We start from the raw sequence: 15137 nt of genomic DNA, 5'->3' as shown, positions 1-15137 counted from the left end.
AAATGAAACACAGAGAGTTTCGAGATTCTGTTTGTCCATTCACTGGTATATTGACAAATTAACACTCTAAGATGATACTACCACTCAATGATCATTGATCCTTGGTCATTGATCATTGATTATTTGACCGGGCTTCCATTGTCAAATTTCCCCTCCGGGCCTATCAGGCTCAGCGTGCCATCAGTATTCTCAGCCATAAGAATCATGCCCTGCGATTCGATGCCACGTAAAGGCCGTGGTGCCAGGTTGACCAGGATAAGAACCTGTTTACCGATGATATTTTCGGGGCAGAACTGTGCTGCAATGCCGGCAACAACCGTCCTCTGGTCAATGCCGGTATCGACCTTCAGCTTCATCAGCTTATCGGATTTCGGCACCCGCTCAGCTTCAAGGATGGTGGAGACCCGGATATCAATTTTCGCAAAGTCATCATAGGCGATGATCTCCTTTTGCGATGGCAGCTTACTGGCTGCAGCAGCATTCTGTATTTTGGTGTCCATAAGTTTTTTCACCTGTTTTTCAATGACACTGTCTTCAATTTTTTCAAATAAATATTCCGGTGTTTTCAGCATGTGACCGGGACTCAATAGATCGGTGGCACCGGCGTTGTCCCATTTCAGATCGGGCAGATTCAGCATCTTCACCATTTTTTTCGCTGTGAAGGGGAGAAATGGAGCTGCCAGCACAGCCAGATTGGCGCATATCTGCAATGAGATGTTAAGGATGGTTTTTACCCGTTCTTCGTCGGTTTTAATGAGTTTCCATGGTTCGGCATCAGTGAGGTATTTATTACCCAGACGGGCCAGGTTCATCATTTCGCTGAGTGCTTCGCGGAACCGGAAACGATCGAGGCTGTCGCCGATCCTAGCCGGGAACTCCGGTATTTCTGACAGCACATTTTTATCCAGGTCGGTCATAGTGGATATTTCCGGTGTCTTACCCTCAAAGAACTTGAATGCCAGCACCATGGTCCGGTTAACGAAGTTGCCAAAGATGGATAGAAGTTCATTGTTGTTACGTGCCTGGAAATCTTTCCATGTGAAGTCGTTGTCTTTTGTTTCGGGAGCATTGGTCGTGAGGACATACCTGAGTACATCCTGTTTGCCGGGAAATTCCTCCAGATATTCATGCAGCCACACAGCCCAGTTCCGTGACGTGGATATCTTGTCGTTTTCGAGGTTCATAAACTCAAAAGCGGGGACATTGTCGGGCAGGATATATGTTCCCTCTTCTTTCAGCATAGCCGGGAAGATGATGCAATGGAAGACGATGTTATCTTTTCCGATGAAGTGGAGGAGCCGAGTTTCCTTGTCTTTCCACCACAGTTCCCAATTCTGGTCATGTTCCCGGGCCCACTCCCTGGTGGCGGAGATATACCCAATGGGTGCATCGAACCAGACATAGAGAACCTTGCCTTCGGTGCCGGGCAGAGGCACCTTCACACCCCAGTCAAGGTCGCGTGTGACAGCCCTGGGTTGCAAACCCTGATCGAGCCATGATTTACACTGTCCATAGACATTGATTTTCCAGTCATCTTTGTGGTCTTCGAGGATCCATTTTTTCAGCCAGCCCTCATATTTATCGAGAGGCAAAAACCAATGTTTTGTTTCTTTCATCACCGGAATATTGCCGCTGAGAGCAGACTTCGGATTAATCAGGTCGGTGGCATTTAAGGAAGTGCCGCAGTTCTCGCATTGGTCACCATAGGCTTTGTCATTTCCACAATGCGGACAGGTACCGGTGATGTAACGGTCGGCCAGGAATTGCTGGTGCTCCTCATCATAATATTGTAATGAAGTTTTTTCAATAAATTCACCTTTATTATAAAGGGTCAGAAAAAATTCAGAGGCGGTTTCATGGTGAATCTGATTTGAAGTCCTCGAGTAGATATCGAAGGATATGCCGAATTTCTCAAAAGAATCCTTAATCATGACATGGTACCTGTCGACGACCTGCTGCGGCGTGATGCCTTCCTGGCGGGCTTTGATGGTAATAGGTACGCCATGTTCATCAGAACCGCCGATATAGATGACCTGCTGGCCTTTGGAGCGCAGATAGCGGGCATAGATGTCGGCCGGGACATATACACCTGCAAGATGACCTATATGGATGGGGCCATTGGCATATGGCAGTGCAGAAGTGATCGTCGTACGTTTGAAGCGGGAAGGAGAATCGTTCATAAGAGGCTGATAATTAAAAATTCATATTTAAATTCACCGGCAAAGTTAAGAATTTATGGGTATGTACAGTGTCGATATTGTATCTTTAAAGGAAAGTAGTCATTGTAGTGCCGATAATCTGCGGTGATGTAGTACATTTGCTGCAACGGCATAAATCTGAACTGAATGATAACTCCGGCGTATTTAAAAGAAAATGACAAAGTGGCCATCGTGGCTCCTGCAAGAAGGGTATCAAGGGATGAACTGGAACCGGCAATAAAGATTTTAAAGAGCTGGGGACTTGAAGTTATCCCAGGTAAGAACCTTTTCAAGTCATTCCATCAGTTTTCCGGCACTGATGAAGAGCGCGCTTTCGATATACAGCAGATGATGGATGATGCATCTATAAAAGCTATATTTTGTGCCAGGGGCGGTTACGGAACAGTCAGAATCATCGATAAACTGGATTTCAGGCAATTCGTCAGGGATCCCAAATGGTTTGTCGGATTCAGTGATCTGACGGTCTTGCATTCCCATATCCAAAGTCATTTTGGTATTGAGACACTTCATGCAGAGATGATGGTAAACCTAGGCCGGGCAGATGTCACAGCCGATACTCTTGAATCCTTGCGAAAAGCATTATTTGGTGAGAATATCAATTACGAAATTGCCGGATTTAACTTAAACCGAAGAGGACGTAGAGAAGGTGTTTTAACCGGGGGTAATCTTTCGCTGCTTTGCAGTCTGGTGGGGACACCATCAGATATTGACACCAGCGGGAAAATCCTCCTCATTGAAGATCTGGATGAATACCTGTATCATATTGACCGGATGATGATGAACCTGAAACGGTCGGGTAAGCTGGAGAGGCTGGCAGGATTGATAGTTGGGAGCATGAATGATATAAAAGACAATGATGTACCATTTGGAATGACGGCATATGAGATTATCGCTGATGCGGTTGCATCGTATGATTATCCGGTTTGTTTTGGATTCCCCAGTGGCCATACCGATAACAATTATGCAATGATACTCGGTAGAAAAATTTCTTTGAATATTGATGATACTGTGAAGATTCAATTTTTATAGTTGCTGGATTTGTAATGAGGTTGTCTCAAAAGCCCTTAGTGTCTCCTGGTGATTACCTTCGTGTTCCTTTATGGTTAATCTAATTAATTGTATCACAAAGGATCACAAAGGATACACAAAGTCACACAAAGACAGAAAAGCAATTTTCAAGCACTTTTATTAAAGCCTTTTAATTTTATGGGTCACATTTTTTGTGATTTCTGATAAATATATAAACGCTGGTTATCCGGTTTATATATGTCAGAGATTCACGAACTGGGCAAGCAGGGGGAACAGTTTGCCATCAGCCATCTCCTGAAGCAGGGTTACAGGATCCTTGAACAGAACTGGAGGATAGGAAGGAATGAGATTGATATCATTGCCAGGGATGGTAATTTTCTGGTTATTGTTGAGGTGAAGACCAGGAGCTCATCCTATTCCGGCGAGCCGGAGATGTTTGTGACACGACAGAAGCAAAAAACCCTGATAAGGGCTGCTAATGCTTATATTAAATGGCATAAGATCGATCTTGAAACGCGGTTTGATATTGTAGCCATCATTATTTCATCTGCAGGCATCGAGATCAATCATATCAAAGATGCGTTTTATCCTACCTTATAAATCAAAATGTCCCGATAATGCCTACCTTTGAACCCTTATAACACAGATATGCAAAGACATTCTGAAAAAGGGAAAATTGTCAGGAAGAAATCCATAGCGCCCAAATCCGGATTTGACCGGGATAAAAGCAAAAAAAAAGGACCCTCTAGAAATGAATCTGGAGAAGGTTATAAGGAGAAAAGGTCTTTTTCGGCAGGGACAGTTAAAAGATTTCAGAAAAAGAAAATTCAAAAACCGGGATCCTCGCCGAAGGCTGATGACGGCTTGATCCGGCTCAACAAATTCATTGCCAATGCCGGCATCTGTTCACGTCGTGAGGCCGATCAGCTCATTGTTGCCGGAGCAGTCAAGGTAAATGGAAAGATTGTAAAGGAGCTTGGCACCAAGGTATCTGTTGACGACAAAGTGCAATACGGTGACATGACCATTCGTCCTGAGAAGCCTGTTTACGTTTTGCTTAACAAACCAAAGGGATATATCACCACCACCGATGATCCGTTTGAACGTAAAACCGTGATGGTGCTGGTCATGGATGCCGGTAAGGAGAGGATATATCCCGTGGGCAGGCTCGATCGAAACACCACTGGTTTACTTCTTTTTACAAATGATGGTGAGTTGGCAAAGAAACTGACTCATCCCAGTCATAATATTGAAAAGCTCTACCATGTCGTGCTTGATAAGGCGTTGAAAAAGAGCGATATGGTCGCGATTGTCAAGGGGATAGAACTGGAGGACGGATTCATTCAGGCTGATGAGGTTGCTTATGTGGAAGGACTTGATGATAAAAAACAGATTGGAATACGGCTTCATTCGGGGAAAAATCATATTGTCCGCCGCATCTTTGAACACCTTGGCTATACAGTATCCAGGCTCGACAGGGTTGTTTTTGCAGGGCTCACCAAAAAGGACCTGCCCCGGGGCAAATGGCGCTTTCTGAAACAGGAGGAGATCAACAGGTTAAAGATGTTGCGCAAATAGTCAGGCGCATAATTACATGCCCCTCATCCATTCCTCTCTTAAACCGGTATTACAATGAAGTGGCTTCACTGGGAGGCCTGTAAACAGGGTAATCATATTGGACAGGAAACCACATACCCGATAAAGGTATAATGAAAACTATGTATCAGAGTCCGGCAGCTGTTAAGATATTTTTAGCCACATCTGTATTATCCTGAAAGCCCATAAACAGTTCCTGCCCTCTGCCAAGAGCCCTTAAAGGAACCGGAATGGCGGTATGGCCGAAGGTGGTCCATCCTATGCCGGATTTGGAGGCCAGAAGTTTTGCCGCTGCTATGGCCAAAGGTTCCTTTTCGTCATATAAAATATTGTTTTGTTCATTATTTGGCAGTGATGACGGGAGCTGCATGCTAAGCTTGAAAGCATCTTCAAGTTGTTTTTTCTCATAATCTGAAAGCTTTAATGTCTCAGTTCCCAGACCAAAATTATCCTTTATGATACCGAGCATCTCATCGAAATTTGCTTTTCCCCCCGGATGATCCTCGCGATATTTCTTAACGATAAGGGAAAATGCCTCCATCGACATTTTCTGTTCCTGAAGCGTTGAAAATGCCTGCTCTTCATTTGTGATAGTGGTTCCCATGGTCATCCCTCCTGTTTCATGGTCGGCAACGACAATGATAAGTGTTTCATCGGGATGGAGCCTATAGAATTTCACAGCCTCTCCTATTGCTTCATCAAAATCAATGACTTCTCTGACTTCACCTGCTGCATCATTGGCATGGCACAACCAGTCGATACTTCCTCCTTCAACCATAATGAAAAATCCATTTTTATTATCCAGCATTCCAATAGCTTTTGATGTAAACAGGGTCAGCGTGATATCATCTTCATTCTGATCGATGGCATAGGGTTCAGATTGTCCCGGGATCAACCGTTGATTCATGACAATCACTTTACCGGCAGAAGGTTCAAGTTTTTCAAAATCGGTTTTCTGGTTTATAATGTGATATCCATTTTTTTTCGCCAGATTAATTATGTTTACAGTATCTCCATTTTGTACTTTAACAGGATTTCGCAGACCACCGCCACCGAAGAATTCGAAATTGCTGTTTACAAGGTCTATGGCAATTTCATGGTAATTGTTTCGCGAGGGTTGATGAGCATAAAAGGCAGCTGGTGTTGCATGGTCGATGGAAACGGTGGTGATTATACCTACTTTCATGCCGGCCTGGTATGCAATTTCTGCTATCGTTTTCAGAGTGTCGACATGGCTGGAATCCATTGATAGAGTGCCATTGGAGGTCTTATAGCCTGTTGCCAGTGCAGTAGCGGCAGCAGCAGAACAGGTATAAAAATTATCCTGGCTGTATGTTGTGCAAAATGTCTGAACCGGAAACTGGCTCATATTCAGTTTTTTGAAGCCGATGATACTATCTTTTGCACCCAGAAAGGCTTCAGCCGCTGATGTTTGGGCCAGGCCCATCCCATCGCCGATGAAAAGAAATATATATTTTGCTTTCCCGGTCTTCTGAAAATCCTGCCCGAAGGAATTCAGAGAAAACAAAATAGTAATCAATCCCAGAAGGGCGAGTGATTTTAAATAAAGTGACGGTTTGCTCATGATGGAAATATTAAAATTCTTGAGGTTCATACCTTTTATTGAAACGAAATTCAGATCAGTATTCAGATTTTTGCATCGAGTTTTATTTTTATCCTGGATGCCAGAATATCAATAGCCACCAGATTTGTACCTCCCTGCGGGATAATGATATCGGCATACCGTTTTGAAGGTTCGATGAATTGAAGGTGCATAGGCTTGACAAAATGCTCATAATGATTCAGCACATCAATATATGATCGTCCGCGTTCCTGGATATCGCGATGAATGATACGCATCAGCCGGTCATCGGCATCGGCGTCGACGAAAACCTTGATGTCCAGACACTTCCTTAATCTTGGATTGGTCAGGATAAGTATACCTTCGATGATGATTACTTTGCAAGGTTTAATGGGTATCGTTTCTTTTGCACGTGTGCAGGTCAGGTAGGAGTAAATGGGCATGTCGATCTCCTGATTTTTTTTGAGCTTACCGATATGGTTGACCAGCAGGCTGAATTCGATGGAGGAGGGATGGTCAAAATTGATTTTTTTACGTTCTGCCAGCGGGAGATGGCTGTTATCCTTATAATAGGCATCCTGCGGAATGATGGTGACAGAATCTTCGGGCAGAAGGCTGGCAATCCTATTGACGACTGTTGATTTTCCGGATCCTGAGCCTCCGGCAATGCCAATGATGAGCATAGATGTCAATTACTTCTTTTCGCACAACTCTATTAACACCCCGTAAGTCGACTTTGGGTGCAGAAACCCGATATTCAATCCCTCAGCGCCCTTGCGGGAGGTTTTGTCGATAAGTTGTATCCCTTTTTCTTCCGCTTCTTTCAATGTGGCATCCACATCTTTAACGGCAAAGGCAATATGATGAACGCCTTCCCCTCTTTTTTCCAGAAATTTGCCAACAGGACCTTCCGGGTCAGTGGATTCGAGCAACTCGATCTTGGTTTTGCCGATCATGAAAAAAGCGGTTCTCACCTTCTGGTCTTTTACTTCTTCGATGGCATAGCACTTCAATCCCAGAATGTTTTCATAAAACCTGATGCTTTCGTTTAAGTTTTTTACGGCTATACCAATATGTTCAATGTGAGATGAAATCATATAACTGATTCTTTCATTTTTCTGAAAAAACAAATGTATTAGTTTTTCACCTTACTTTAACATGATATTCCCAATCCCATGCACTATTTTACCATCAACTGCTGGACATTCAGAATCATCCCAAAGGAATTATTCTGAAATTTAGTTCCCGCTTTTCTTGACCTTAACGAATACCGAATACATACACGGCACCAATATCAGTGTAAGGAAAGTGGCGAATGAGAGGCCAAAGATGATCGTCCATGCCAGAGGTTTCCAGAAGGTGGCGCTGGGGCCGCCAAAGAAAATTTCAGGATCCAGTTCAGTGAAGAATGTCATGAAGTTGAAGTTCAACCCTATAGCCAGTGGCAGCAAACCCAAAAGGGCAGCTCCCGCTGTCAGCAAAACAGGCGTGATCCTGACAGCTCCGCCCTGTATGATAGCCTGTTTCCTCTCCACGCCCCGGCTGATCAGCACATTTGTGAAGTCGATGAGCATGATACCGTTTTTAATCACAATACCTCCAACTGCAATGATCCCCATACCGGTCATCATGATGGAAAAATCAATTTTGAATATAATTGTACCCAACAAGACGCCTATCATGCTGAAAATAATCTGGGTCATGATGATCAGTGGTTTGACAATAGAATTGAACTGTGCTACCAGGACGATCATGATAAGGAATATAGCCATCAGAAAGGCCATTGATAGAAACTGGGCATTCTCCTGTTGTTGCTGCTGTTCGCCAGTAAACTTGATCGCATAACCTTCTTCGAGTTTAAAGCCCTTAAGTTCTTTTCTGAGTTTGGCGACAATTTCGTTGGCGTTGTATCCGGTCAGCACATTTGAGCTGAGTGTGATCACACGTTTATAATCCTTACGGAGGATACCACCATACGTGGATGCATAATCGGCATTAACGACAGAGGAGATGGGAACCATTTTTGGTCCGCCGCCGCCCCGGTTGCCATTGCCTCCCTGTCCGTTGCCACCACCTTGTTGTGCGGCCACATTTACATTCAAGAGGGTTTCCAGATTCTCGCGATAGGGTTTCTGGAGCCTGAGCCGGATATCATACTCATCTTCACCTTCCCTGATTTTAGAGATATCCTTGCCATACAGGGCTGTCCGCAGGTTCATACCGATAGCCGCTGTGCTGAGACCCAGCTTATTAGCTTTGGCACGGTCAATATTTAAAACCAGCTCAGGGGTATTTATTACAAGGTCCATCTTCATTTGTTCAATACCCTGAATATTAAGTGAGTCGATATAATGCTGAAGACGGGTGACTGTGGGGATGAGTCTGTCGAAATCTTCCCCGCTGACCTCAATATTGATAGGTTTACCGGCAGGTGGACCCATACGTGCTTGTCCAACAGTGATACCGGCACCGGGTATGTCTTTCAGTTTTTCCCTGATCTGGTCCAGATAATCGGTGGTATGGGGTTTTGCCCTGTATTTATATTCAACAAAGGAGATGGCCACCCGGCCTAATTTCTCCTGAGTTGACCTCTCGAAAATACTTTCACCCGCATTCATAGCTACATTAGAAATAACCGACTCAACATCCGGATTGTTTCTGCCGATGACCTCGAAGACCCGGTTTTCAACAATTTTTGTGACAGAGTCGGTCACTGCAATATCGGTGCCTGCCGGCATTTTCACATATACATAAATTTCATTGGGATCACCACTGGGAAATAAAACAACTTTCGGAGGAAAAACACCCATGAGAAAGAAGGTAAAAAAGAATAGTACGACAACACCCGAGATCAGGTAATATGGTCTTTTCCCTGTCAGGAAATAGCTAAGTTGCTTCTTGTAACTCTCGATGAGAAAAGGATATATTTTTTTCTGGAAGACACGGATCATGGGAATGATGATATATTTTGTCATTACATACATGATCAGAAAGAACAGCAGGATGTGGGTCATGAACCTGACTTTGACAAAGGCAAACAGGATAGCAAATAAAACCAGTACTGCGGATATAATGAGAATTTCCTTATTTCGTTTTTTATTATCCTGCACAGCATCGTCCCGGTATTTCATAAAAGAAGCAGCAAAGACAGGATTGATGAAGAAGGCCGAGACTAATGAAGCCATCAGGCTGATGATGATGGTAATGGGTATATAGAGCATAAATTTTCCAGCCACGCCCGGCCAGAAAGCCAGAGGGAGAAACGGGGCGATGGTAGTGATTGTCCCTGTAAAGACAGGTCCGGCAACTTCGGCTGTGGCCAGCTTGGCAGCCGGCCCGATGGGCAGGTTAGGCGTGTGCATAAAGTGCCGGTATGTGTTTTCAACTACCACTATGGAGTCATCGACGACCAGACCAAGCACAAGAATGAAAGCCACGAAAACCACCATATTCATGGTGAAACCTACCAGTGGAATCATGATAAATGTCATTAGCACGGATAATGGAATGGATGTGGCCACAAATAGCGCATTATCAACACCCATGAAAAACATCAGGATCAGTACAACGACCATGAATCCGATAATCATGGTGTTGAAAAGCTCGCTGAGGTTATTCCTGGTCGTGGTGCTTTGGTCACCTGTTGTTGTGATGACAAGATTGGACGGTGCTACTGTTTTGAAATCTTCAAGAATGACCTTAATTTTATCGATAGCGTTAATAAGGTTCTTACCGCTTTTTTTAACGACGTTTAATGTAATGACATCCTGTCCGTTAAGGCGTGAATAACTGGTCCGGTCGGCAAAACCATCCACCACCTCAGCGATATCTTTGAGATATATGCCATTCTTTATCAGGATATTCTGAATATCTTCCACTCCTTTAAATTCACCGAGGATTCTGAGAGTTCTTTTCATGCCTGCCATTTCTACCTGCCCGCTGGAGATGGTCATATTTTCGTAGGCCACTTTCCGGTCAATATCATCAAAAGTGATATCTGCCGCCTGCATTTTATAAAGATCGACATTGATCTGGAATTCTCTTTCAAGGGCACCGACAATATCCACCCTGGTGATCTCTTCCATTCCTTCGATACGGTCCTTGAGATCATCGGCATATTTTTTCATTTGAGCCAGTCCTATATCACCAGAAAGATTAATATACAAAACAGGTATTTCCGACAGATCGATACGAGTGACTTCAGGGCTATTAGGAAGATCGCTTGGAAGATCTTTTTTTGAGCGGTCCACAGCATCCTTCACATCCTGCTGTGCAGTCTTATTATCGACGTTCGTTTCAAATTCGATGAAGATCATGGAGTAATCCTGCAGGGAATTGCTGTATATCTGTTTGATTCCCTTAACGGTTTTCAGTTCTTTTTCGATGTGGCGGGTCACGAGGTTTTCCATATCAGCCGGAGACGTTCCAGGATAAATGGTGGTGATGGAGAAGTAGGGGAACACAATCTCCGGGAAACTCTCCTTTGGAGTCGACCGGTATGAGTAAATACCGAATACGATCAGAATGGCTATAAAAAAATAAACGGTTAGCCTGTTATCGATGGCAAATTCTGTTGGTCGGAATCGTCTGGTTTTCATGCTGCCTGTTTTTCTGATAACATTATATATAAATAATAATCGGATGTAAAAAATATAGAGGTTACCATTTTAATCAACAACGTTTACGGTTTGTCCGTCTGCCAGATCCTGGTATCCTGCTATAACGATTTTTTCACCTGGTGTCAGATTTTCGATAATCTCAACACGGTTGTTGTAATATTGTCCTGTCTTTACAATTTTCTTCCGGACCTTCCACTGATTTCCATCATTAACCGCTACAAAAATGAATTCCTGTTCACCGGTGTTTTGTACCACATTGACTGGGACAGTTGTTGCATTCTGTTTAGCGTAGTCATTGATCTTCAGTACGGTCAGCATATTATTGGCGGCAATATTGTAATCCGGGGGTACCAGGACTTCGATGTTGAAGGTTCGTGTTTCGGGATCAATCACGCTTGAAACCGCAGAGATGTCTTTCTTAAATTCCACGTTTATACCGGGAATATTGATGAAAGCTGTGTCACCAACTTTAATGTCCTGGATGTATTTTTCAGAGACCTGAGCCCTAATTTTCAGGTTTGATTTCTGCACCACACGAATGGTCCCAAAACCAGCTGCAGCAGCTTCGCCTTCCTTTATGGCCACTTTATCGACTACACCATTGATGGGTGATTTTATCCTGGTTTTATCATATTGTTCCTCCATTGTGGACAGCCGGCTTTCAAGGTTCTCCTTGGCATTCTTGGCCTGCAGGAACTGTATCTCGCTGCCTATCTTCTGGTCCCATAACCTTTTCTGCCGTTCATAAACATCGTTGGCCAAAGTGAGGTTTAATTTTATCTCATCAATGGTTTTCTTTAAAATGGAAGCATCCAGTTCGGCTAAGACCTGACCTTTTTTCACAATATCACCTTCTTTGACATAAATCCTCTGTACGATCCCTGGCGATTCAGCCGGAATGAAGATATCCTTATCGGATTCTACAGTGCCTTGAACTTCAATATAATGCAAGAAATTCACCGGCACAACGGTTTCGATTTTAATATTTGGGATATGAGCAGGATCGTTCACAACACCACCCTGGGCTATAATCACTTTTTCCAGTTCGGCAATGGAGGCATCAATGGCGCGAACTTTTTCCTGGTATTGTTCCTTCTGTTTTTGAAGACTCTGCAGTTTTGCCTGGTTATCAATGCTTTTCGTACATGCAAATGCAAATACGACTAAAACCAGGATGAAGAACAGATTTCTCATGAATATGCTTTTCTTTATTATCTTTTTCATATGGCCACTTATTTGTGTGATAGTGTACAAACTAATTTTTTGTCAGCACCTTTTCAAGTGTCGATTTTGCAGCGAGCAGTTCCCTCATGGAGCCAAATAAAGTAGTAAGGGATGTCAGGTACTGATTATATGATTGCTGGATGTCCATACTGGATGCGACACCTTCCCGGTATTTAAGTAAGGTTTTCGTATATATTTTATAGGCAATATCAGTACTTCTTTTTTTATTGGTATAAACCTGTAGCGCATTCTGAAAGTTTGACCGGGCAGTAGAATATTCCAGAAGAAGACCTTCTTTGACTTGTTCGTCCAGTACCATAACCTTATCAACCTCCAGCTTAGCCTGTTGCAATGCAGCATTCCGCATGCCAGAACTTAAAATCGGAATACTCAGGGATATCCCAAACTGGGAAGTACGAAACCAGGGTTCATTTGCTGTAAAAAAGTTGAAGGAGGTACGCTGCGCATTCTCGGAAAGGCTTATATATCCGGCAAGAGATGGCATATAGGCAGCCCTTTTAACTTTCATATTCATAGTTTTCAACACCTGCTGGGTTTGTATTGCACGATAATCGACATTCTGTGTAAAATCAAAAGGTGAATCCAGAAGGATGCTTTCATTCATATTTTGAATAAGGGTACTGATATTATCCGATAATTTGATGAGTTGGGATATTTTCATTCCCATTGTGAATTTAAGGTAATTATAGGCAATATCCAGTTGTTTGTTAATATTGAGCACGCCGGTTTCAAGATCCTGTACAAGCAATTCGATCTGGTCAACATCCGTGTTCTCAATAAAACCGCTTTTAAAAGTCTCCTGAACTTCAAATAACATCTGCTTCAGTGTGGCCAGTGTGCTGTCGGCGATCTTCTTCGATTCTTCGAGGATGATGACATTGTAATAGGCCGAGGATATATCTTCCCTGAGTTGTATCTGGTTTTTATGGAGTAAAGTTTTTGACATGTCAACATATACGCGCGATGCCTTAAGTCCAATAAGGTAGGATCCATCGAAAATCAACTGGGATAAAGTAATATTTCCCTCTGCATTATGCGGAGTTCCAAATTGTATCTCCACAAACGTTCCTGCAGGTTGTTGCAGAAACTCACCGGGTATCAGTGATGTTGGGAGTTCCAGGAAGTTAGTATATGAAGCTGAGGCAGAAATCTGTGGTAAGCCAATGGCTGTCATTTCCTGGACTTTCTTTTTTGAGATGGTGACATCAGTCTGGGAGTTTCTTATCCCATAATTATTGGTCAGCGCATATTGTATGGCCTCTTCAAGTGTAAACGAAGGTATCTGTTGCCCAAATAATAAACTGTCAGAACAGCACCATATAAAGATTGTAATCAAAAAACAGAGTCGTTTCATTCCTCTCAGAATTAAGTCCTAAAAACATTTATTTTGACACTTGGTTTCGAAATATTTTATTCCCGCTTCATTTGATATTCCTCTGATGTGATTTTCAAACATCGTATTGAAAATCTTCCTGAAGGAAAATTTTCCTTCAGGAAAAAATTCCGGGTCGAGAATGTCTTCCATTCTTGTGATATATAAATTGGCAATGAGTTCCGGGTTAAGATCATCGCGGTAATAGCCTTCTTTAATGCCTTGACGGACATTGTCTTTTATATGTTTGATCATTAATTTGTTCCGGCGTTCAGTATGTGTTTTGTAAATCTCGGGATAGTATTTCATGAGATCATGTTCCAGGGTCGGATTGGTTTTATAATCTTTCAGAAGCTGGCCAAGGCTTTTACTGAATTCAAGCAAGGTGTCAATGGCATTTAACTTTTCATTCTGAACCTTCTGAAATAATTCAAGGCCTGTTGAAAACTGGAAATCCAGCATACGGCTGATCAGATCGGATTTTGACCTGACATAAAAGTAAAGTGTCTTTTTTGAGATACCCATATCCCTGCAAAGGTCATCCATTGATATACTGCGTATACCGTATTTATTGAAAAGGCCAATGGCGCTGATCATTATATTACTGAATTTCTCATCCATAGAAAATCCCAGGAAAAAATGAAACGGCAAAATTAGAAAATAAATAATATTAAAATCGAGGGAAACGAAATAAATTTAAAATGTTTCCTCAGATAGGAGTAATGTCAACGAATTTCGAAGTCTACTAATTTAATTTTTTTCTCGAAATACCTAACTCCTTCGGATTTGGCAATACTACGGATGAGATTTTCGAACATGACTTCGAAGAGCATAGAGAAAGAAAATTTTTCCGGCGGGAAAAAGTCGGGATTATGGATATCAATAAGCCTGCTGATATAGAGACGGGCTACAAGTTCAACACTCAGATCATCACGATACATACCCTGATTGATGCCTTTTTCAATGTTGATCTTGATGTTATCGAAGATAAAATCGATCCGTTTCTGAAAATGATCCTGGTATATATCAGGGTAATATTTTTTAAGGTCAAAACTGATAGAAGGGTTGATATTTTTAAAATTCTGGCTGATTTCGCGGCTGACAGTCAGGAGGATATCAATGGCGTTAACGCCATCAAAGTCGTATTCATCAAAAATGACCTTAAAACTTTCACGCTCGAATTCCAGCACTTTTCTTACAAGGTCTGATTCATTTTCAATATAATGAAAAAACTCACTCTTGGAGATGTGAATGTTTTCACATATATCGTCAAATGTGAAATTTCTGACACCTTTCTTTTCCATGAGCTCCCTCACACACTCCATGATATTTTTATAAACCGGATCCACCGGTATGATCTGTCGTTTTTCAGCTTCCTTCATAATATATCTTTAATGATTGGTGAAAAGGTTGATTGGGTTATTAATGTTATTATAAAACCAGGATGGTCCTTTTTTGTGCCACAGCTAATAGGA

At 42.5% G+C, this 15137-nt stretch carries 11 protein-coding genes and 1 pseudogene; 3 read left to right on the top strand and 9 right to left on the bottom strand.

Annotated elements, in window-relative coordinates:
• Positions 1–119 precede the first annotated feature (119 nt).
• Positions 120–2180: a methionine--tRNA ligase gene (metG, locus tag NT175_09715; GenBank protein MCX6234980.1), complete on the bottom strand. Its 2061-nt coding sequence runs from the start codon at positions 2178–2180 to the stop codon at positions 120–122.
• A 165-nt stretch (positions 2181–2345) separates the two neighbouring features.
• Here metG and NT175_09710 point away from each other — a divergent pair, with 165 nt between their 5' ends.
• From NT175_09710 to NT175_09700, 3 genes and pseudogenes are all read left to right on the top strand, one after another.
• A complete protein-coding gene (locus NT175_09710; protein MCX6234979.1) occupies positions 2346–3248 on the top strand; it encodes an LD-carboxypeptidase in 903 nt (300 codons plus the stop codon).
• Between the two features lie 237 nt (positions 3249–3485).
• Positions 3486–3848 carry a YraN family protein gene (locus tag NT175_09705; GenBank protein MCX6234978.1) on the top strand — a complete coding sequence of 121 codons (363 nt, stop codon included), beginning with the start codon at positions 3486–3488 and terminating at the stop codon, positions 3846–3848.
• 255 nt (positions 3849–4103) lie between these two features.
• Positions 4104–4826, top strand: a pseudogene (locus tag NT175_09700) (pseudouridine synthase).
• Positions 4827–4971: 145 nt separating this feature from the next.
• On the opposite strand, the gene NT175_09695 reads toward NT175_09700, so the two are convergent.
• From NT175_09695 to NT175_09660, 8 genes are all read right to left on the bottom strand, one after another.
• On the bottom strand, positions 4972–6429 hold the full coding sequence (locus tag NT175_09695) for an alkaline phosphatase (GenBank protein MCX6234977.1): 1458 nt from the start codon (positions 6427–6429) through the stop codon (positions 4972–4974).
• A gap of 62 nt (positions 6430–6491) precedes the next feature.
• Positions 6492–7109, bottom strand: a complete 618-nt coding sequence (gene udk, locus NT175_09690) for a uridine kinase (GenBank protein MCX6234976.1) — start codon at positions 7107–7109, stop codon at positions 6492–6494.
• Positions 7110–7118: 9 nt separating this feature from the next.
• Positions 7119–7523, bottom strand: a complete 405-nt coding sequence (gene mce, locus NT175_09685) for a methylmalonyl-CoA epimerase (GenBank protein MCX6234975.1) — start codon at positions 7521–7523, stop codon at positions 7119–7121.
• A 141-nt stretch (positions 7524–7664) separates the two neighbouring features.
• Complete coding sequence (locus tag NT175_09680; GenBank protein ID MCX6234974.1) at positions 7665–11024, bottom strand: efflux RND transporter permease subunit; 3360 nt, start codon at positions 11022–11024, stop codon at positions 7665–7667.
• Between the two features lie 69 nt (positions 11025–11093).
• On the bottom strand, positions 11094–12269 hold the full coding sequence (locus NT175_09675; protein ID MCX6234973.1) for an efflux RND transporter periplasmic adaptor subunit: 1176 nt from the start codon (positions 12267–12269) through the stop codon (positions 11094–11096).
• A 31-nt stretch (positions 12270–12300) separates the two neighbouring features.
• The gene (locus NT175_09670; GenBank protein MCX6234972.1) at positions 12301–13644 is read right to left on the bottom strand and encodes a TolC family protein; all 1344 of its coding nucleotides are present in this window, start codon (positions 13642–13644) and stop codon (positions 12301–12303) included.
• An 18-nt stretch (positions 13645–13662) separates the two neighbouring features.
• A complete protein-coding gene (locus NT175_09665) occupies positions 13663–14283 on the bottom strand; it encodes a TetR/AcrR family transcriptional regulator (GenBank protein MCX6234971.1) in 621 nt (206 codons plus the stop codon).
• A gap of 104 nt (positions 14284–14387) precedes the next feature.
• A complete protein-coding gene (locus NT175_09660; protein ID MCX6234970.1) occupies positions 14388–15044 on the bottom strand; it encodes a TetR/AcrR family transcriptional regulator in 657 nt (218 codons plus the stop codon).
• Positions 15045–15137: the final 93 nt, after the last annotated feature.

The organism is Bacteroidota bacterium (genome assembly GCA_026391695.1).
Taxonomy (GTDB): Bacteria; Bacteroidota; Bacteroidia; order Bacteroidales; family JAGONC01; genus JAPLDP01.
The sequence above is the reverse complement of the archived record's forward strand: the minus strand, read 5'-3'. Positions and strand labels throughout refer to the sequence as shown.